At 64.4% G+C, this 20,795-nt stretch carries 16 protein-coding genes; 5 read left to right on the top strand and 11 right to left on the bottom strand.

Going from position 1 to position 20,795, the window contains the following annotated elements; genetic code table 11:
- Positions 1-64 precede the first annotated feature (64 nt).
- The 8 genes from ACTG4K_RS09125 to ACTG4K_RS09090 all read right to left on the bottom strand — a co-directional run bounded on the left by ACTG4K_RS09125 (position 65) and on the right by ACTG4K_RS09090 (position 10,408).
- Positions 65-682, bottom strand: coding sequence for a TorD/DmsD family molecular chaperone (locus ACTG4K_RS09125; protein ID WP_439113882.1), 618 nt, complete (start codon positions 680-682; stop codon positions 65-67).
- 135 nt (positions 683-817) lie between these two features.
- Entirely contained in the window at positions 818-2,902 is a 2,085-nt protein-coding gene (locus ACTG4K_RS09120; RefSeq protein ID WP_439114031.1) for a 4Fe-4S binding protein, read from the bottom strand.
- Positions 2,862-3,590: a DUF3306 domain-containing protein gene (locus ACTG4K_RS09115; protein WP_439113881.1), complete on the bottom strand. Its 729-nt coding sequence runs from the start codon at positions 3,588-3,590 to the stop codon at positions 2,862-2,864. Before ACTG4K_RS09115 ends, ACTG4K_RS09120 begins: the two co-directional genes overlap by 41 nt.
- Positions 3,580-4,236 carry a DUF3305 domain-containing protein gene (locus ACTG4K_RS09110; protein ID WP_439113880.1) on the bottom strand — a complete coding sequence of 219 codons (657 nt, stop codon included), beginning with the start codon at positions 4,234-4,236 and terminating at the stop codon, positions 3,580-3,582. Before ACTG4K_RS09110 ends, ACTG4K_RS09115 begins: the two co-directional genes overlap by 11 nt.
- Positions 4,237-4,457: 221 nt before the next feature.
- Positions 4,458-5,771: a benzoyl-CoA 2,3-epoxidase subunit BoxA gene (boxA, locus tag ACTG4K_RS09105; RefSeq protein ID WP_439113879.1), complete on the bottom strand. Its 1,314-nt coding sequence runs from the start codon at positions 5,769-5,771 to the stop codon at positions 4,458-4,460.
- A gap of 356 nt (positions 5,772-6,127) precedes the next feature.
- Positions 6,128-7,555 (bottom strand): benzoyl-CoA 2,3-epoxidase subunit BoxB, encoded by a 1,428-nt coding sequence (gene boxB, locus ACTG4K_RS09100; RefSeq protein ID WP_439113878.1) that lies wholly within the window; start codon positions 7,553-7,555, stop codon positions 6,128-6,130.
- A 97-nt stretch (positions 7,556-7,652) separates the two neighbouring features.
- Entirely contained in the window at positions 7,653-9,311 is a 1,659-nt protein-coding gene (boxC, locus tag ACTG4K_RS09095; protein ID WP_439113877.1) for a 2,3-epoxybenzoyl-CoA dihydrolase, read from the bottom strand.
- 140 nt (positions 9,312-9,451) lie between these two features.
- Positions 9,452-10,408, bottom strand: a complete 957-nt coding sequence (locus ACTG4K_RS09090; protein WP_439113876.1) for a helix-turn-helix transcriptional regulator — start codon at positions 10,406-10,408, stop codon at positions 9,452-9,454.
- A gap of 158 nt (positions 10,409-10,566) precedes the next feature.
- On the opposite strand from ACTG4K_RS09090, the gene ACTG4K_RS09085 reads away from it, so the two are divergent.
- Together ACTG4K_RS09085 and ACTG4K_RS09080 are read left to right on the top strand one after the other, a co-directional pair.
- Positions 10,567-12,144, top strand: a complete 1,578-nt coding sequence (locus ACTG4K_RS09085) for a 3,4-dehydroadipyl-CoA semialdehyde dehydrogenase (RefSeq protein WP_439113875.1) — start codon at positions 10,567-10,569, stop codon at positions 12,142-12,144.
- A gap of 172 nt (positions 12,145-12,316) precedes the next feature.
- A complete protein-coding gene (locus ACTG4K_RS09080) occupies positions 12,317-13,894 on the top strand; it encodes a benzoate-CoA ligase family protein (RefSeq protein ID WP_439113874.1) in 1,578 nt (525 codons plus the stop codon).
- 9 nt (positions 13,895-13,903) lie between these two features.
- On the opposite strand, the gene ACTG4K_RS09075 is transcribed toward ACTG4K_RS09080, so the two are convergent.
- Positions 13,904-14,347, bottom strand: coding sequence for a PACE efflux transporter (locus ACTG4K_RS09075; protein WP_439113873.1), 444 nt, complete (start codon positions 14,345-14,347; stop codon positions 13,904-13,906).
- An 84-nt stretch (positions 14,348-14,431) separates the two neighbouring features.
- Positions 14,432-15,523: an iron-sulfur cluster carrier protein ApbC gene (gene apbC / locus ACTG4K_RS09070; protein WP_439113872.1), complete on the bottom strand. Its 1,092-nt coding sequence runs from the start codon at positions 15,521-15,523 to the stop codon at positions 14,432-14,434.
- A 208-nt stretch (positions 15,524-15,731) separates the two neighbouring features.
- On the opposite strand from apbC, the gene metG reads away from it, so the two are divergent.
- Complete coding sequence (gene metG, locus ACTG4K_RS09065) at positions 15,732-17,786, top strand: methionine--tRNA ligase (RefSeq protein WP_439113871.1); 2,055 nt, start codon at positions 15,732-15,734, stop codon at positions 17,784-17,786.
- A 9-nt stretch (positions 17,787-17,795) separates the two neighbouring features.
- A complete protein-coding gene (locus ACTG4K_RS09060; protein WP_439113870.1) occupies positions 17,796-18,536 on the top strand; it encodes a YoaK family protein in 741 nt (246 codons plus the stop codon).
- A 7-nt stretch (positions 18,537-18,543) separates the two neighbouring features.
- Here ACTG4K_RS09060 and bamE read toward each other — a convergent pair whose 3' ends face one another.
- Entirely contained in the window at positions 18,544-19,050 is a 507-nt protein-coding gene (gene bamE / locus ACTG4K_RS09055; protein WP_439113869.1) for an outer membrane protein assembly factor BamE domain-containing protein, read from the bottom strand.
- A 101-nt stretch (positions 19,051-19,151) separates the two neighbouring features.
- On the opposite strand from bamE, the gene ACTG4K_RS09050 reads away from it, so the two are divergent.
- Positions 19,152-20,795, top strand: coding sequence for a SulP family inorganic anion transporter (locus ACTG4K_RS09050; RefSeq protein WP_439113868.1), 1,644 nt, complete (start codon positions 19,152-19,154; stop codon positions 20,793-20,795).

The raw sequence follows: 20,795 nt of genomic DNA, 5'->3' as shown, positions 1-20,795 counted from the left end.
GTGGCCCCACAAAAGACGCAACGCTGCAGGGCAGACTGTCCTGCACTTATTGCCGCCAGCCCCTTCAGGCCAGCATGTCAAAGCCCTGCGTTTCCACCGCCACAAACGCGCGGGTGAACCCTGCGAGTGCCGCGTAAAACTTGGCTTTGGGGTGGGCGGCCACGGTGTCGCACATGGTGTTTGCCCAGGGCTGCATGTGGGCAGTGAAGAATTTTTGCTGCTGGGTGAGGTTGGCCACTTCAACGTCTTCGCCTGCGATCAGGTAGCGCATGACTTCGCACAGGTAGGCGAAATGGTCTTCGGTTTCAGACATGGTGTCGTCGCGCCCAAGGCCGAGCGCGGCGAGGTCGCCTCGCAAAGCGGCCAGCGGCTTTTCGTTCAAAAAACCGCTGAGGTAGTGCGAGCCAAACAGGAAAATTTCGGGCTTGCCAATGCCGCCAAACAGGGCGTCGAACTCCACGACCACGGCAGCGTCGTCCACCGCGCGGGCGGCGGCCACCAGGTCGCGCCAGGGTTCTTCCAGGAAGCCACCTGCGGCGGGCGCTTCGGTGACGGCCACGCGCAGTTGGGCCATCAGTTCGGGCGTGGGCGGCGCGTAATACAGCGCGGCCAGCAAGCCGTACACCTCGGCGCGGGCGGTTTCTTCGTCGAGGGCGGAGGAGACAGGAATGGAGTCGTTCATGTTGCTTGCTGCTGAGGTTCGCTGTGCGCGACAAAACTGGGCATACCGGGGATGGGCAAGGCGTGCCGCGGAACTGAATTGGCCAGGCCACAGGCGCGGCTCCCTTTGGGGGAAGACGCGAAGCGGCGCAGAGGGTTACATATTCGTGATCTTGGTTTCGCCCGGGTTGGAATAGATGTCCACCACGCGGCAATCTCCGCACATTTTCAGGCGTTCGAGCGCCTCGCCCTGGAACATGGCGTGGCCGGCCAGCTTGCCCAGCATCACCTCAATGCCTTTGAGCGTGCCAAACGGCTTGCTGCAACGGATGCACTGGTAGGGCTGGGCTTCGTTGAGCACGCGCAGTTGTTTGCGCTGCTCGGACAGCAGCAGGCGCGGGGTGAGCGTGATGGCATTTTCGGGGCAGGTGCTTTCGCACAGGCCGCACTGCACGCAGTTTTTTTCAATGAAGCGCAGCTGGGGCCGCTCGGTGTTGTCTTGCAGGGCGCTGGCCGGGCAGGCGCTGACGCAGCTCAGGCAAAGGGTGCAGGTGTCTTTGTTGACGGCGATGGTGCCCAGCAGCGACGCGGCAGGCAGCGCCAGCGCTTCGCCAGCCTGGGCGCGCTGCGGGTGGGTGGCGCTGTCTTGCAGCAGGTGATCAATCGCCAGCTCGACGGTGGCGCGCTTTTCGGCTTGCACGGCAAAACTGGCGCGGCGTTTCACGCCTTGGGCAGGGGCTTCGCCCAGGGCCGTGTCGAGCGCGGCGAGGTCGCGGGCATCGCGGGCTTCGAGCAATTTGAAATGCTGCCCGCTGTAGCCCAGGCCGCTCACGATGGCTTGCGCCACCGCCATTTGCTCAACCACAGCGTCGCGGTATTGCGGCGCTTCTTCACCGGTCATGAGCACCCACACTTGGCTAGCGCCGTAGGCAAAGGCGGTGAGCCACACGTCGAGCCCGACCGAGGCGGTGTGCCACAGCGGCAGCGGGATGACGCGCGCAGGCACGCCGCGCACGGTTTTGTCGAGCGCAGCGGCACGGCCCAGGTCGCCAATGAGGGCCGCACCGGCTTCCTGGCTGTGCAGCAGCAGCGCAGCGTCCTGGCCGCCAGCTTTGGCGTAGGTAGCGAGCAGGGTGCGCAGTTTCACGCCCTGCTCGCTGGCGCGCGGGTAGGCGTAGCTCAGAGCGCCCGTGGGGCACACGGTGGTGCAGGCGCCACAGCCCACACACAGGTTGGGGTTGACGACGATCTGGTTGCGCTTCACGTCGCTGCTGATGGCCAGCGCCGAGCAAATTTCGACGCAGGCGTTGCAGCCCACGGTTTCGTTGCGGCCATGAGCGCAAATTTTTTGCTTGTAGGTGAAGAACTTGGGTTTTTCGAACTCGCCCACCAGGTCGCGCAATTTGATGAGTGCCTGCATGGCGGCGGCATCGGTCAAGCCACCGGGCAGGTGCACATAGCCTTGGGGGTGCGCGTGCTGACTGAAAGCCGGCGCTTTGCGCAGGTCCAGCACCAGGTCAAACTTGTCGCTGTGGCTTTGCGGTGCGCGCTGGAAGTTGATGGCGCCCACCGCTTCGCAGGCCGTCACGCAGGCGCGGTGCGACTGGCAGCGGCTCATGTCAATCTGGTAGTCCAAGCCAATCGCGTCTTCAGGGCAGGCGGCCACACAGGCGTTGCAGCGGGTACACAGGTCCAGGTCGATCGGGTTGCTGGTGGTCCATTGCACGTCAAACGCGCCCAGCCAGCCGCGCACCTGCGGCAGATCGCCCGCAATCACGGGGAAGCGGCGCGCCTGCATGCCGGCACCGCCGGTGGCCATCAGCGTCACGTCCAGCACATCGGCCACCAGGGTGGCGGCGCGTTCGGCGTCTTCCAGGGCGCCAATGACCAGCAGGCGCCCGGCGCTCTTGTAGGTCACAGTGGGCACGGGCTCGGCGTCGGGCAAGCGGGCGGCGGCGAGCAAGGCGGCCATTTTGGGCGTGGCTTTGGCGGCTTCACGGCCCCAGCCACCGGTTTCGCGGATGTTCACAAAGTGGATGGGGCGCACGTCGAGCGACACGGCGCCCTCGGTTTGCTCGGCCAGCTCGGTGAACAGGCGGCTTTCTTGCGTGCAGGCCACTACCAGGTCGTCGCTGCTGCGGCAGGCCTTTTGAAAGGCCGGCGCGTCGCGGCGGCACAGCGTGGTGTGCAGGGTCAGGTCTTCATCCAGCGCCTCGCCCAGGGCTTTCGCGTTCAGCGGCATGGTCTGGTTGCAGTTGCAGATCAACGTGGTCATCGTGGTTTTCGGGTTGTGCCGGCGCGGTGGCTGTGCCGGTGGTGGATTCGGGTGCAGCGTCGGCAGCGGCGTCGGCCTGCGCTGGCGGTGCGTCGGTATCGGTATCGGTGTCGGTGTCGGTGTCGGGCTGGGCCTCTTCGGTGGCCTCAGCGGCTTCAGCAGCGGCGCTGGCGGGCGCAGCGGCGGGCTTGGCCTCGTTGGGGTCGTCCACCAGTTTCAAAAATTGCGCACCCACCATTTTGGCCATCATGGCGGCCGACAAAGGGCTGGGCTGGGAATAGTCGTCGATGTAGATGTCGAGCCCGTCCATCACGTTGTAGTGCGGATCGGTGAAGAGCTTCTTCATGGCGGCGTTGCGCACCTCGGCGGGCACCTGACGGCCCACGAAGGGCTTGAAGTCGGCGTCGCGGGTGAGCCGGGCCACGTCATCCAGCGTGAGCTCAGGGGGCGCCTCGGCTGGGGGTGAGGCAGGCGTCTGTTCTGGCTCGGTCTGGGTAGGGGCGCTCTTTGCGGAAACGCCGGCCGCCAAGGGCACGGGCACGGGCGCAGCCGATGCCGCGGGTGCGGGCGGCTCGACCGCCAGCGGCTGCCCAGTGCGCACCTGCACCTTGCGGCGCGACCAGCGCGAGAAAAAGTTGTCGTCCTCAGCGGCCATGGCCATCTCTGTTGCCCTGGCCTGCGCGGGCAGGCGCGGGGCCGGTCTGGGGGCCAGTGGGTCGCTTTTCGGTGGTGATGCGCACCGGCTGGCCAAAGCGGTCTGTCAGGGTTTTGAAGCTGTCCGGGCGCTTGCGGCGTTTGGGCTCGGGCTGGTAAGTGGTGTCGACAAAGGCGCGCAACCAGTCCACCGCTTCTTCTTGCGCGGCCACCTGTTCAACGCGCTCCTGGGCGTCAAGCCAGCGCCCTGCATCGTGGTAGCTCAGCGTCACGGTTTGCGGCACAGCCAGGGGCTCGCCGTCTACCAGCTGGGCTTCGTCGGGGCGCCAAACCACCCAGAAGCAGGGATTCGGGCTGTTCAGGTTCAGAAAATAGCCTTCGGCGTCGTCACGGAAAAGCGCCACGCGGAAGCGCGGAAACAACCAGTGCGTGCAGCCGTCCGGGGTGGCGCCGTCGATGGGTTCGACGGCCTGCGGCTCGTGCAGGTCGTCGGGTGCCAAGGCTGCGGTTTCATCGGGGCCACTGCGCAACAATACGTCGGCCAGCACCCAGCGCCAGGCTTGCCAGCGGCTCATAGCGCCGCTCACGGGCTCGCGGCGCATGACCACATCCACCTCGATGGCAGGGCGGTTTTGGGTCGGGGTCATGGGTTTTCGGTCATGGAGGAAAGACCGCAATGTAAGCCATCCCGGCACAGCAGGACGGGCCATGCGGCCTTTCCCCGTGGTGTGCAGTGTTTTCAAAGGGGAAACCCTGATGAAGCAGCACAAAAAACGGGGCACTTCAAGCAGAACGGGTCTGGTGGGTTTTGCCCGCCAGACCCGCCGTAACGCGGAGGTCACGCCCCCGCGTGCCAGGTTTTAACCTGTCAGTAGGTTTCCAGGTGCAGCCGGCCTTCGCGCTTGAGCGCGGCGCCCAGCGTGTCCCAGTTGAGCCCCGCGTTTTGCGCTGCGTCGCGCAGCGCCAACACAACGCCCTCTTCCATGCTTTTGAGCCCGCACACGTAGAAGTACGCGTTGGGGTCTTGCAGCAGCGGCACCAGGTCGGCGGCCCGCTCACGCATGGCGTCTTGCACGTAGCGTTTGGGTTGGCCGGGGGTGCGGCTGAAGGCAAAGTGGATGTCGATGAAGTCTTTGGGCAGGTTTTGCAACGGCCCGAAATACGGCAGTTCTTCCTGGGTGCGGGCACCGAAAAACAGCATGAGCTTGCCGCCTTCGAACTTGCCGGAAGCGCGCTGGCGCCGGCGCCATTCGGTCATGGCGCGCATGGGTGCGCTACCGGTACCCGTGCAGATCATGACGATATGGCTCTTCGGGTGGTTGGGCATCAAAAAGCTGCTGCCAAACGGCCCGATCACTTGCACCGTGTCGCCCACTTGCAGGTCGCACATGAAGTTGCTGGCCACGCCGCGCACCGGTTGGCCCTGGTGGTCTTCCAGCACGCGCTTGATGGTGAGCGACAGGTTGTTATAGCCCGGGCGCTCGCCGTTGCGGGGGCTGGCGATGGAGTACTGGCGTGCGTGGTGCGGTTTGCCGTTGGCGTCGGTGCCGGGTGGCACGATGCCAATGCTCTGGCCTTCAAGTACCGGGAACGGCATGCTGCCGAAGTCGAGCACGACGTGGTGGGTGTCGTAGTCGTGGCCGGCCTGCTTGCCCACTTCGGTCACGCGCACGTTGCCCACCACGGTGGCGGTCACGGTTTTTTGGGCGGCCTTGGGGCCGTAGAGGTTGGTGTAGGCGTGGGCCGCGCTCCAAGGAGGCACGGTGGCGCCAAATGCAGCGGAATTGAACGCGGTCTGGCCCGTGGGGTCGGCCACCACGGCGGCTTCGGTCTCGGCTTCGGTCTCGGCTTCTGGCACAGGCTCGCCGGCGGCATCGTCACCGGCCAGTGCTTTGCGCTCTTCGGCAGACAGCTCAACCGGCAGCTCGTCCCAGGTGAGCTGCTCGGCCAACGAATAAACCTTGATGCGCGGCATGGTGCGGTAGTTGTCGATCGAACCCGTGGGGCACGGCGAGATGCAGTCGTTGCACCAATTGCACTTTTCAGCGTCCACCACGTAGTTGCGCGAATCGTGCGTGATCGCGCCCACTGGGCAGATGGCTTCGCAGGTGTTGCAGCGGATGCAGATTTCAGGGTCGATCAGGTGCTGCTTGATCACAGCGGCTTCCATGGGGGCGTTCATGTGTGGTCTCCGGCGTCTCGAAAGGATGCTCTGTCGTCTGGATTGTCGTGACTTCGTTGGGGAAGTGCTTGGGCTGGGGCAAACAACTGCGTTCGTGTCTCTTGTAGCTTCGGCCTGGCAACGCGTGGGCCGGGGCGACTGGCTCCGTTCGTGTCCCCCGCCGGCCTGCGGCCGGCTCCTCCTTACCTCACTGCGCCATTCACCCCAACCCAAGCTCATCAGTAAAAAAGAACGCCCCGGTGTTTCCGGGGCGCGAGGAGCCGCCCGGGATGCCGCGGAACTGGCTTTGCCAGGCCGCAGGCATCGCCCCCTGGGGGGTGACGCGCCCTTAGGCGCGGCGCGGGGGGGTCAACAGTTCAAGCGAACCGGACGTATTCAAAGTCCACCGGCTGGCGGTTGATGCCCATCACCGGAGGTGCGATCCAGTTGGCGAACTTGCCGGGATCGACCACACGGCCCATCAGGCTGGCCACAAAGGCGCGATCGCCTTCGCTCGGCAACCAGTTGTCGCGGTTGGCATTCCATTCGGACTCGGAAATCACGCGGCCATCCGGTGCTACCTTCACGCCCTTGAGCATGCCAATATTGCGGTGGAAAGCCTTGTGCGGCACGGTCAGGCGGAACGGAATGCCCGCCTTCTCGATCACCTTGTTCCAGCGCTCCACGCCGCCAACGCTGTCCTTGATGTAGTCGTCGCGCAGCACTTCGTTCAGCGCGTTGAGCATCGGCACTTCTTTTTCCACCAGCTGGCCGTTCTGCACGTTCAGCACCTTGTAGAACTGGCCCTTGAGCACGTGGTCGTCGGTGCGCTTGCCTTCTTCGTAACGGCCCTTCAGGCCGGTGCTGTAGAAGGTGGCGGCATTGCTCGACTCGTCAGCGCCAAACAGGTCGATGGTCACCGAGAAGTGGAAGTTCAGGTAGCGCTGGATGGTGGGCAGGTCGATCACACCGGCGGCGCGCAGCTTGGCCGGGTCGTCGGTCTTCATCTCGTTCATCACCTGGCAGGTGCGGTTGATCACGCGGCTCACACCCGACTCGCCCACGAACATGTGGTGCGCTTCTTCGGTCAGCATGAACTTGGTGGTGCGGGCCAGCGGGTCGAAGCTCGACTCGGCCAGGGCGCACAGCTGGAACTTGCCGTCGCGGTCGGTGAAGTAGGTGAACATAAAGAAGCTCAGCCAGTCGGGCGTCTCTTCGTTGAAGGCTTCCAGGATGCGCGGGTTGTCGGCGTTGCCGCTGTTGCGCTCCAGCAGGGCTTCGCCTTCTTCACGGCCGTCCTTGCCGAAGTATTTGTGCAGCAGGTAGACCATGGCCCACAGGTGGCGGCCTTCTTCCACGTTCACCTGGAACAGGTTGCGCAGGTCGTACTGGCTGGGGGCGGTCAGGCCCAGGTGGCGCTGCTGCTCGACCGATGCGGGCTCGGTGTCGCCCTGGGTGACGATGATGCGGCGCAGGTTGGCGCGGTATTCGCCAGGCACGTCTTGCCAGGCGGCTTCGCCCTTGTGGTCGCCGAAGTGGATCTTGCGGTCCTGCTCGGCCGGGTTCAGGAAGATGCCCCAGCGGTAGTCGGGCATCTTCACATGGCCGAACTGCGCCCAGCCCTGAGGGTCCACGCTCACGGCGGTGCGCAGGTAGACGTCGAAGTTCTGCGAGCCATCGGGGCCCATGTCGTCCCACCACTTCAGGTAGTTCGGCTGCCATTGCTCCAGCGCGCGCTGCAGCGTGCGGTCTTCGCTCAGATTGACGTTGTTCGGGATCTTGTCGCTGTAGTCGATGGTGGACATGTTGTTGCTCCTGCGGTTTTCTCGTTCGGTGGACTGCTCTTTGGTTGCGGCTGGCTCCACCGGGAAACCCACCGCACAACACACTCAATGAATCGGATCAGACGCGGTTCATGTCAAAGACGGCCTTGTCGCCTTTGCCATACACCTTCAGCGCGCCCTTGTCGCCCACAGCGTTGGGGCGCTGGAAAATCCAGTTTTGCCAAGCGGTGAGGCGGCCAAACACGCGGGTGGCCATGTTTTCTTTCTGCGCAAAACGCAGGTTCGCTTCCAGGCCGGTCAGGGCGTCGGGCGACATGGACGCACGCTCTTCCAGTGCCATGCGCACTTCGTCGGCCCAGTCGATGTCATCGGGCGCAGCCGTGACCAAGCCCAGGGCCAGTGCGGCGTCGGCGTCCAGCGCCTTGCCAATGGCGCCGCGCGCGGCTTCCATCGGGCCGGCCTCTTCGTAAAAACGGCGCTGCAGGCGCGACTGGTCGTTCACCATGGGCAGGAAGCCGAAGTTGAACTCGGACAGTTGCAGCTTGGGCGCTTTGTCGGCGTCGTCGGGCAGGGCCAGCATGTAGGCGCGGTCGGCGCAGAAGGCCAGCTCGGCCAGCGTGCCGGCGAAGCAGGAGCCTTCTTCGATCAGCGCAAACAGGCTGCGCGAAGACACATCGAGGCGGGCGAAGGTGCGGCGCAGTGCGCCGATGGTTTCGCGCACGAACCAGTGGTCTTTGTGCGCCAGCATCAAGGCATCGTTGGCCAGCACCGCGGCGGCGTCGCCTTCGGTCTTCAGAATCCAGGTGCCGATGTCGAGCTCGTTGGTGCGCAGGTTGAGGATGGCGTCGTCCAGCTCGCGGGCCATGTGCAGCGGGTACCAGGCGGCGCCGGCGGCTTCGATGCCGGCCAGGTCGGTGGGCTGTGCACCGCTCGGGGCTTTGAGGGTGAGGGTGGCGTGGCGCTTGGCGCGGTCAATAGCCACATTCACATAGGTGTAGGCAATGCCGTCGGCGCTGTCGGTGCGCTCCACGCGGGGCAGGCTCACGCCCTTGGCACCGGCCGGGCGGTCGCTCTGGGCGGACAGCTTGGCGGCGCGCTCGCTCACAGCGGCGGCGAACTGCTGGGGCTTGGCCACAGCGTCCACCAGGCGCCAGTCCACAGCCTTCTGGCCGCGCACGCCTTCGCTGGTGGTGCAGAAAATGTCGGCCAGGTCGTGGCGCACATGGCGCTTGTCGGTCACGCGGGTCAGACCGCCAGTGCCGGGCAGCACACCCAGCAGCGGCACTTCGGGCAGGCTCACCGCGCTGGAGCGGTCGTCCACCAGCAAGATTTCGTCGCAAGCCAGGGCCAGCTCGTAGCCGCCGCCGGCGCAGGCGCCGTTCAGCGCGGCCAGGAACTTGAGGCCACTGTGTTTGCTGGTGTCTTCGATGCCGTTGCGGGTTTCGTTGGTGAACTTGCAGAAGTTCACTTTCCAGCCGTGGCTGGACACACCCAGCATGAAGATGTTGGCGCCAGAGCAGAACACGCGGTCTTTGCCACTGGTGACGACCACGGTGCGCACCTCGGGGTGCTCGAAGCGCACGCGGTTCAACGCGTCGTGCAGCTCAATGTCCACACCGAGGTCGTAGCTGTTGAGTTTGAGCTTGTAGCCGGGACGGATACCGCCGTCTTCGTCAATGTCGATGGCCAGCGTCGCCACCTCGCCACTGAATGAGAGCTTCCAGTGGCGGTACTGGCTGGGTTCGGTGCGGTAATCGACGGTGGTGCTTGCGGTCATCTTTGTCTCCTCGGGCGGGTGTTCGGCTGGGGGACACCCGTGGGCACGGGTGTTACAGCGGGCCCGACCTGCACTCAAACGCCTGTCAGAACCCGTTGATGTGAATAATATTGCATCTTTTCAAAAACGTCAATGCACTTTTATGCATGCCATGAAACACCCAACACCTCGCGTACCTGCTGGCGCAGGGCGGCAAAGGCGTCGTCCACGGTGTAGGCGCTGGTATTGAAGTGCAGGTCGGCCTTGGAATAGAAGGCCGAACGGCCCGCCAGAATGCGCTTCAAATCTTCCATGGCTTCGCGGCTCGCGGCCATGGGGCGCATGTCGCCTTGGGCCGCCACGCGGCCCATGTGGTCGGCCGGATCGGCCTGCAGCCAGATCGTGGTGCAGTGCGAAAGCAGCAGGTTGAAATTGGCCGCGTCCGACACCAGGCCACCGGGCGTGGCAATCACCACTTCCGGGTAGATTTGTATGGCCTCTTCCAGAGCGCGGCGCTCGTAGCGGCGGTAGGCCGGGGTACCGTAAAGCGCGTGGATTTCGTTGATGCTGCAGCCGGCAAATTTTTCGATTTCGCGGCTCAGCTCAATGAAGGCGTAGCCCAGATCGTCAGCGAGGCGCTGGCCCAGCGTGGACTTGCCCGCACCGCGCAAGCCTATGAGGGCAATGCGTGCGCTGCGGCCGGTGTCGCCACCTTCGGCCGCACCACCGCCCAACAGGCTGCCAATGGCCACGCGTGCACGGCGCAGGTCGGCCTCGTTGCGGTGTTCCAGCAGTTCGCGTATCAGCAGCCATTCGGGCGAGCTGGTGGTCACGTCGCCCAGCAGCTCGGTGAGCGAGCAGTGCAGCGCCTGCGCCACCTGCAGCAGCACCAGCACCGACGCGTTGCCGGTGCCGTATTCAAGGTTGGCCAGGTGGCGTTCGGACACGTCGGCCGCCACGGCCACGGCCTTGCGCGTCATGCCCCGGCGCGAGCGCAGGGTGCGCACCCGCTCACCCAATGCCACCAGAAACGGGTGGCGCTGGGCTTCATCGGGGGTGGCGGCGGTGCCGGGTGCCGGGTCCACGGCCGGGGCTTCTGCGGTGGCCAATTGGTTCATAGATTTGCTCTTCAATTCAGGGAAAACCCTAGGTAGACTTGCCAGTTTGCAAAACATGCACTTTAATGCATGCTTCGACAGACGCAAGATAATGCATTTATAGCGTCAATCCCGACAACCGAACAGTCCTTTTCGTTCCACCTACCCAGCAAAATTCCATGACCACTCTGCCCCTGCTACCCAACTTTCTCGCTGGCCGCTGGCAAACCGGTGCCGGCAACGGCACCACCTTGCTCGATCCGGTGCTGGGCACCAGCCTGGTGCGCGTGAGCAACACGGGCCTGGACCTGGCCGAAGGCTTCGCCTTCGCCCGCGAGCAGGGCGGCGACGCCTTGCGAGCGCTCACTTACAAACAGCGTGCCGGTTTGCTGAGCGAGATCGTGAAAGTGCTGCAAGCCAACCGCGATGCCTATTACGAGATCGCCACAGCCAATTGCGGCACCGTGACCAAAGACTCTGCGGTGGACATCGACGGCGGCATTTTCACCCTGGGCTACTACGCCAAACAAGGCGAGGCCCTGGGCGACGCCACCTGCCTGCTCGACGGCGAGCGCATCCGCATGGGCAAAGACCCGGTGTTCCAGACCCAGCACGTGCTGAACCCCACGCGCGGTGTGGCGCTGTTCATCAACGCGTTCAACTTCCCCAGCTGGGGCTTGTGGGAAAAGGCGGCACCGGCCCTGCTCTCGGGCGTGCCGGTGATCGTGAAACCCGCCACCGCCACCGCCTGGCTGACCCAGCGCATGGTGCAAGACGTGGTGGACGCCGGCATTTTGCCGGCAGGCGCGTTGTCGGTCATCTGCGGTTCGTCGGCCGGGCTCATGGACCAGCTGCAACCGTTTGACGTGGTCAGCTTCACCGGCTCGGCCGAGACGGCGCGCATCATCCGCAGCCACCCCGCGGTGGCCGAACGTTCGGTGCGCTGCAACATCGAAGCCGACAGCCTGAACAGCGCCCTGCTCGACCCCGCCGCCACCGAAGGCAGCGAAGCTTTCAATCTGCTGGTGGCCGAAGTGGCACGCGAGATGACCGGCAAGAGCGGCCAGAAATGCACCGCCATTCGCCGCATTTTGGTGCCACGCGCGGTGTTTGATGCCGCCGCTCAAGCCATTGGCACCAAGCTGGCCAAAACCACCGTGGGCAACCCACGCAATGAGGCCGCGCGCATGGGCTCGCTGGTGAGCCGCGAGCAGTTTGACAGCGTGACCGCCGGCATTGCCCACCTGCAGACGGAAGCCGAAACGCTGTTCGACGGCCGCTCGGCGACGCTGGTCGACGCCGACCCTACCGTGGCGGCCTGCGTGGCGCCGGTGTTGCTGGGCCACCGCCAACCGGCGCAAGCCAAGGTGTTGCACGAGGTGGAGGTGTTTGGCCCTGTGGCCACGCTGATGGCCTACGACGACGAGGCACAGGCCTACGCGCTCATTCGCCGGGGCGAAGGTTCGCTGGTGGCCTCGGTGTACAGCACCGACCCCACCTTCATGGCCCGTGCCGCGCTGGCCCTGGCCGACAGCCATGGCCGCGTGCACATGATCAGCCCGGACGTGGCCGCCAGCCAGACCGGCCATGGCAACGTGATGCCCATGAGCCTGCACGGCGGCCCGGGCCGCGCCGGTGGCGGCGAAGAGCTGGGTGGCATGCGGGCGCTGGGTTTCTACCACCGCCGCAGCGCGGTGCAGGCGAGCAGCGCTGCGCTGGACGCGCTAGCGGTGTCGGGCACAACGCTGAAGTATTGACCCCCCGCGCCGCAAAGGACGGAACACCCCCCGCGCCGCCTGCGGCGTCACCCCCCAGGGGGCGATGCGAGTGGCCCGGCTCAGCCGGTTCCACCGCATCCTGGGCTTCGGCCCTACTCACCGGACGGCCCCGAAGACGCCAGCCCGACCCAGAAAAAACAGGAGACAAACCATGAACCCCACCGAAACCACCGCCCCGCCCGAGCGCTTCAACTTTGCGCGCCACCTGATCGCACTGAATGCCGGTCGGGCTGGTAAAACCGCGTTGATCGACGACGCAGGCTCGCTCACCTACGGCCAGCTCGCTGACCAGGTGCAGCGCTTTTCTGCCGCGCTGCAGGCGCTGGGCCTGCAGCGCGAAGAGCGCGTGTTGCTGCTCATGCACGACAGCAGCGACTGGGTGGTGGCCTTTTTGGGTGCGCTGCACGCGGGTGTGGTGCCAGTGGCCGTGAACACCCTGCTGACCGCCAAAGACTACGCCTACATGCTGGCCGACAGCCGGGCCCAAGCGGCTTTCGTCTCGGCCGCGCTGCTGCCCACGCTGCAAACAGCGCTGGAAAGCGGCGGCCACGCGGTGAAGCACCTGGTCGTCTCGCGTGCCAGCGACGCGCTGCCTGCGGGCGCGCACGACTTCGCGGCACTCACCGCCGCACATGCCCCGGACCACGCAGCCGACACGCACGGCGACGAACCAGCGTTCTGGCTGTATTCGTCGGGCTCCACAGGCAGCCCCAAAGGCACGGTGCACACCCAGGCCAACCTCTACTGGACAGCAGAGCTGTACGGCAAGGCGGCGCTGGGGCTGCAGGAAAGCGACACGGTGTTTTCAGCGGCCAAGCTGTTTTTCGCCTATGGCCTGGGCAACGGCCTGAGTTTCCCGCTGAGCGTGGGCGCCAGCGTGGTGCTGATGGCCGAGCGACCCACGCCACAAGCCACGTTCAAAAGGATGGTGGACCACCAGCCCACGGTGTTTTTCGGCGCGCCCACCGGCTACGGCGGCATGCTGGCTTCGCCCGACCTGCCCGCCAGAAACCGGGTGGCGCTGCGCCTGTGCTCGTCGGCCGGCGAAGCGCTGCCGCGCGACATTGGCGAACGCTGGACGGCGCAATTCGGCGTGGAGATCATCGACGGCATTGGCTCCACCGAGATGCTGCACATCTTCTTGTCCAACCGCCCGGGCGACGTGCGCTACGGCACCACCGGCAAGGCCGTGCCCGGCTACGAGGTGCAACTGCGCAACGAAGACGGCAGCGTGATCACCGGGCACAACCAGATTGGCGACCTCTACATCCAGGGGCCCAGCGCCGCGCTGATGTACTGGAACAACCGGGCCAAGTCGCGCGACACCTTCCAGGGCAACTGGACCAAGAGCGGCGACAAATACACCCGCGACCCCGACGGCTACTACACCTACGCCGGGCGCAACGACGACATGCTCAAGGTGAGCGGCATTTACGTGAGCCCGTTCGAGGTAGAGGCCACACTGGTGCAGCACCCGGCGGTGCTGGAAGCCGCCGTGATCGGCAAGAACGACGATGAAGGCCTGACCAAGACCAAGGCCTACGTCGTTCTGAAAGCCGGCGCCCAAGCGACCGAAGCCGAGCTGCAAGCCTTCGTGAAAGAAAAGCTCGCGCCCTACAAATACCCGCGCTTCATCGAGTTCATGGACGAGCTGCCCAAAACCGCCACCGGCAAGATCCAGCGCTTCAAGCTGCGCGACATGGAAACGCAGCGGATGTTCGAGCGCTGAAAGGCCAATTCAGCGCGCGGGCTCCTGCGCCGATTGCGGGAGCCCGAACGCCCGGTCAAACACCCAGGTGAACACCACCGTGTAGACCAGAAAAAACACCAAAATACCCAGGTCGGCCACAAAGGCCTGCCACCAGGTGATGCCGAGCCAGCCGGCCATGACGGGCACCAAGATCAGCGCCAGCCCGCCTTCAAAACCCAGCCCGTGCGCGGCCCGGCGCTGCCACGACCGGCCTTTGACGGTTTGCCGCGCTTCCCAGCGCTCAAAGAAGAAATTGAAGGTGTAGTTCCAAGCCAGCGCGATGCTGGACATGGTGACCGACAGCCCCAACGAAGACAGCGGTGACTGCCCAAACACCCACACCAGCATGGGCGCGACGCAGGCGATGGCAAAGGTCTCGTACAGGACAGCCTGAACGACGCGGCGGGTGCGGGGCGACAGAGGCAGGGGCATGGACACGGGTTTCTGAGGAACGCTCTGTGGAGCCAAAGAAAAGGGCCGCTTCGAGCGGCCCCAAGTTGCAAGGGTTAACCCCGCTCAGGTCTCTTTCGAAATCTTGATGCTCGGGAACTTGCTGGAGAAGTCTTTGGCGCGGGCAGCGATCTTGATCGCCACCTGGCGCGCCACGGCTTTGTAGATGCTGGAGATTTCACCGTCCGGGTCGGCCACCACAGTCGGCATGCCACTGTCGGCCTGCACGCGAATCTGCATGTTCAGCGGCAGCGCGCCCAAGTAGTCCATGCCGTATTCGGCGGCCATGTTCTTGCCGCCGTCGGCGCCAAAGATGTGCTCGGTGTGGCCGCAGTTGGGGCAGCAGTACACCGCCATGTTTTCCACGATGCCCAGAATGGGCACGCCCACCTTTTCAAACATCTTGATGCCCTTGCGCGCGTCCAGCAGGGCAATGTCTTGCGGCGTGGTCACGATCACAGCGCCCGTGAGCGGCACGCGCTGGCTCAGGGTGAGCTGGATGTCGCCGGTGCCGGGCGGCATGTCCACGATCAGGTAGTCCAAGTCTTTCCAGTTGGTCTGGCGCAACAGCTGCTCCAGTGCCTGGGTGGCCATGGGGCCGCGCCAGATCATGGCTTCGTCGCGGTCCACCAGGAAACCGATGGAAATGACCTGCACGCCGTAGTTTTCCAGCGGCTCCATGGTCTGGCCGTCGGCGCTCTCGGGGCGGCCTTCCACACCCATCATCATGGGCTGGCTGGGTCCGTAGATGTCGGCATCCAGAATGCCCACCTTGGCGCCCTCGGCGGCCAGCGCCAGCGCCAGGTTGACGGCGGTGGTGCTTTTGCCCACGCCGCCCTTGCCCGAGGCCACGGCAATGATGTTTTTCACCTGCGGCAGCAGCTGCACACCGCGCTGTACGGCGTGGGCGGTGATCTTCATGCTCAGGTTGACCGACACGTTTTCCACGCCAGCAACGCCCTTGGCCGCCGCAATCAGCGCCTTGCGCAGCGACGGCATCTGGCTCTTGGCGGGGTAGCCCAGTTCCACATCGAACGACACATCGCCGTCCTGGGACTGCAGATTTTTCACGGCCTTGGTGGACACGAAATCTTTGCCGGTATTGGGGTCAGTCACAGCCTGCAGTGCAGCCAGCAGCGCTTGTTGGTCAACGGCCATTGTGGGAAATCTCCTGTGGGGAACGGTTTTTTGGTGCTGAAAGAGGTGGCGCGAAGTCTACCCGCCCGCCCGACCCCGCCCGATACACACAAACACCATGAGGGCTTCCCCCCCAAAGCCACTTGGCGCTCTGGGGCACGCAGCTTGCCAAGCCCGGTACGCCCATGCGGCCTAAAATCACGGGTTACCCTGATAGAAAGCCCCCGCCATGAGCCAGAGACGCCTGTTCGTCACCACCGCCCTGCCCTACGCCAACGGCCATTTCCACATCGGCCACATCATGGAATACATCCAGGCCGACATCTGGGTGCGTTTCCAGCGCATGCAGGGCCATGAAGTGCATTTTGTGTGTGCCGACGACGCGCACGGCGCGCCGATCATGATCGCGGCCGAAAAGGCCGGCAAAACGCCACAGCAGTTCGTGGCCGACATCGCATCGGGCCGCAAACCCTACCTGGACGGTTTTCACATCGGCTTTGACAACTGGCACAGCACCGACGGGCCGGAAAACCACCAGCTCGCACAAGACATCTACCGCGCGCTCAAAGCCAACGACCTGATCGAAACGCGCACCATTGAGCAGTTTTTCGACCCCGAGAAAAACATGTTTCTGCCCGACCGCTTCATCAAAGGCGGTTGCCCAAAATGCGGTGCCAAAGACCAATACGGCGACAACTGCGAGGTGTGTGGCGCGGTGTACGCTCCCACCGAGTTGCACAACCCGTACTCGGCGCTCTCAGGCGCTGTGCCGGTGCTGAAAACGTCCGAGCACTTTTTCTTCAAGCTGTCCGATCCCCGCTGCCTGGCCTTTCTGGACCAGTGGACGCAAAGCGGCGCGGTGCAGCCCGAGGTGCTGAACAAAATTGCCGAATGGATCGAACCCGGCCCGGACGGCAAACCCAAGATGGGTGACTGGGACATCAGCCGCGACGCGCCGTATTTCGGCATCGAAATTCCGGACGCACCGGGCAAATATTTTTATGTGTGGCTGGACGCACCCATTGGCTACCTGGCTTCGCTGAAAAACTACTTTGCCAAAACCGGGCGCGATTACGACGCCTTCATGGCCGACCCGACCACCGAGCAGTTCCACTTCATCGGCAAAGACATCATCACCTTCCACACCCTGTTCTGGCCCGCCATGCTGAAGTTCAGCGGCCGCAAGGTGCCCAACGCGGTGTTCGTGCACGGCTTCCTCACCATCAACAACGGCGAGAAGATGAGCAAGAGCCGGGGCACCGGCCTGAACCCGCTGAAATACCTGGAACTCGGCATGAACCCGGAGTGGCTGCGCTATTACCTGGCGGCCAAGCTCAGCGGCAAGAACGAAGACGTTGACTTCAACCCCGAAGACTTTATGGCCCGGGTCAACAGCGATCTGGTGGGCAAATACATCAACATCGCGTCGCGCGCGGCCGGCTTCATCAGCAAGCGCTTTGACGGGCAGCTGGGCACCGTGTCGGCTGATGGCGACGCCCTGCTGGACCACCTGCAAACCCTGGCGCCCCATGTGGGCGAGCTGTATGCCGAACGCGAATACGGCAAAGCGCTGCGCGAAATCATGCTGCTGGCCGACCGCGTGAACGCCTACGTGGACCAGAACAAACCCTGGGAGCTGGCCAAGCAAGAAGGCATGGAAGGCCGGCTGCAAGACGTGTGCACCACCTGTATCGAAGCTTTCCGGTTGATCTCGCTCTACTTGAAGCCTGTGCTGCCTGCGCTGGCCGCCAACGTGGAGGCGTTTCTGAACATTGCGCCCCTCACATTTGCCGACGCCGGCCGCCTGCTGGGCGTCGGCCACCGCATCGGCGCCTACCAACACCTGATGCAGCGCGTGGATGTGAAGCAACTCGACGCCCTGTTTGAGCCGCCGCCAGCGTCCGAAGAACCCCAGGTGATCCCAGGCGGCGAAGCCATCGCACCGACCATCTCCATCGACGACTTCGCCAAAATCGACCTGCGCATCGCACAGATCGTCAACTGCGAAGCGGTGGAAGGGTCGACCAAGCTGCTGCGCCTCACGCTCGACGTGGGCGAAGGCAAGACCCGCAACGTCTTCAGCGGCATCGCCAGCATGTACAAGCCCGAAGACCTGGTGGGCCAGCTCACCGTGGTGGTGGCCAACCTGGCACCGCGCAAAATGAAATTTGGCCTGAGCGAAGGCATGGTGCTCGCCGCCAGCCACGCCGACGAAAAGGCCCAGCCCGGCATCCACATCCTGAACCCCTGGCCGGGCGCCGTGCCAGGCATGCGCATCCACTGACCGCCGTGCATGTTTGAACCCATCCGCGGCTTCACCAGCCTGCAGCGCACGCCGCAGGCCGACTTGAAGCTCGGCTCGGTGCTGGCCTTTGTGGCCGGTGCGGCCAACGCGGGGGGGTTCCTGGCAGTGGGCCAGTACACCTCGCACATGACGGGCATCCTGTCGTCTGTGGCCGACAACCTGGTGCTGGGCCAGCTCGTGCTGGCCGGCGCCGGGGTGGGCGCCGTGCTGGCTTTTTTGCTGGGCGCCATGACCACCGCCTGGCTGGTCAACTGGGGCCTGCGCCGCGAACTGCGCAGCGCCTACGGCCTGCCGCTCATGCTCGAAGCCTCGTTGCTGTTGGTGTTCGGTCTGTTTGGGGCCGCCATCAGCCTGCTCACCACCGTGTTTCTGCCGCTCACCGTGGTGCTGCTGTGTTTCATCATGGGGCTGCAAAACGCCGTGATCACCAAGATCTCGCGCGCCGTCATCCGCACCACCCACATCACCGGCCTGCTGACCGACTGCGGCATTGAGCTGGGCAAGCTGCTCTACGTGAACCGCCACCCGGGCCACCAGCCGGTGCGCGCCAACCGCCAGCGCCTGCGCGTGCACGGCCAGCTCATCGTCTGCTTCTTTCTGGGCGGGCTGGCCGGTGCGCTGGGCTTCAAATACGCGGGCTACATCAGCACCGTGCCGCTGGCGGCGCTGCTGCTGTTGTTGGTGCTGCGCCCCGCGCTCGACGACTGGCAGCGACTGCGCGGAGCATGACCCGCGCTCACCGGTTGCGGTCTTCTTCCGGGTCGCGCACCGTCAGGGTGGACACCACGCGCATCTCGGGGTCAAACACCACGGTGAATATCTTGGACTCGGTGGCGCCGTCCATGAATCGCCAGTCGTAGTGCGTTTCGCGCTTGAGCGCATACGGCGTGATCTTCATGGGCTTGCCCAACATGCGGCGCACATCTTCCATCATCATGCCGGGCTGCACCTGGGCAAAGGTGCGGGGGTTGAGCACTTGGCGCAGCGCGGTCATCTTGCCGTCGGGGCCAATGGTGATCATGTAGTTGGTGTGGCCCGCGGGCTGGCGGTTGTATTCGTACACCTGGGCGCCGTCCGGGCCGTCCCACACCGCTTCGGGCACGCCGAAGCGCTCGCGCACATCGGCTTCGGTGGACATGCCCTCTTCCAGCTCGCTGATGTTTTGCGGATCGCAGGCCGCCAGCAACAGGGCCAGCAGGCCCGCCAGCAACCACCGGGGCAGGTTGCGCCAGGTCGTGTTCATAGGACTTCCCCCCAAAAATGCCAAAAAGTCAGTGTAAACCCTCAGTTCGACGTCATCTTCCTGTAAGTTCTGCGAACCGTCGCAAACGGTAACATTTCACCATGCTGAAAAACCTGCCCCCCCTGGCGCCGTTTCGACCCCGCTTGCTGAACGACCTTAAAGGCTACAACAGCGAAAAACTGGCCAAAGACATGGGGGCCGGTGCCACGGTGGGCATTGTGGCGCTGCCGCTGGCCATGGCTTTTGCCATTGCCAGCGGCCTCAAACCCGAGGCTGGTTTGTGGACCGCGATCATCGCGGGTTTCATTATTTCGGCGCTGGGCGGCACCTCGGTGCAAATTGGCGGTCCGGCCGGGGCATTCATCGTCATCGTTTACGGCATCGTCGAGCGCTACGGCGTGGCCAACTTGCTGATCTCTACCGCCAGCGCGGGCGTGCTGCTGTTTTTGCTCGGCCTGTTCCGCCTGGGCACGCTGGTGCGCTATGTGCCGGTGAGTGTGGTGATCGGCTTCACCAACGGCATTGCGGTGCTGATTGGCTTGTCGCAGGTGCGCGACCTGCTGGGGCTGGACATTGCCAAAATGCCAGCCGACTTTTTCAGCCAGATCAGCACCATTGCCGGGCACCTTGGGAGCTTCAACCTGTATGCGTTTGGCCTGGGTGCGGTGTGTGTGGCGGGGCTGTTTGTGTGGCCGCGCCTGTGGGCGGTGGACTCGCAGTTTCGCCGCCAGCTCGACAAAATAGAAACCGTGAGCGCGCTGCGGGCCACCTCGCGCCTGCCTGCGCCGGTGGTGGCGCTGATCTCGCTATCGCTGGGGGCCTGGCTGTTCAGCCTGCCGGTGGACACCATTGGCTCGCGCTTTGGCGGCATTCCGCAGGGCGCACCGGCGTTTGAGTTGCCCGATTTTTCTTGGGAAACGGTGAAGATGCTGGTCACGCCCACGCTCACCATTGCGCTGCTGGGGGCCATTGAGTCGCTGCTGTGCGCCCGCGTGGCCGACCAGTTGGGCGACGCGCCCAAACACGACCCCAACCAGGAGCTGATGGCCCAAGGCATTGCCAACACGGTGGTGCCCTTCTTTGGCGGCATGCCCGCTACCGGCACCATTGCCCGCACAGTGACCAACATCCGCTCGGGCGCGGTGTCGCCGGTGGCGGGCATGGTGCACGCGCTCACGCTGGCGGCTGTGGTGTTGCTGGCCGCGCCGCTGGCGGCGCACATACCGCTGGCGGTGCTAGCCGGTGTGCTGATGTTTGTGGCTTGGAACATGGGGGAATGGCGCGAGTTTGGCCGCCTCAAGCAGTTCAGCAACCACTACCGGATCATGATGGTGTCCACCTTTTTGGTCACCATCGTGTTTGACCTGACGGTGGCGGTGGAGCTGGGCCTGGTGCTGGCCGTGGTGCTGTTTGTGCGCCGTCAGAGCGACATATTCCGTGCTGAGCCCATATCACGCAACGAGCAGCAAATCACTTTTCGGCTCTACGGCTCGTTGTTTTTCGGTGCCGTGGCCAAGATCGACCCGATCGTGGCCGAGGTCGAGGCCTCACCCACACCGGTCAACGTGATGCTGGACGCCACCCAGCTGATATCGCTCGACACCACCGGGCTGGACGCGCTGGAACAACTGCACAAGGCGGTGCACAAACGCGGCGGGCACATGGGCATCGTGGGGCTCAATGCGCAACCGCGTTCGCTGATGGAGCGCTCTGGCTTCTCGGCCCAATTGCACACTTTCCAGTAA

This window comes from Hydrogenophaga sp., from assembly GCF_965657535.1.
In the GTDB taxonomy this organism is placed as follows: Bacteria; Pseudomonadota; Gammaproteobacteria; order Burkholderiales; family Burkholderiaceae_C; genus Hydrogenophaga.
This window is presented reverse-complemented; position numbering and strand designations above follow the sequence as displayed.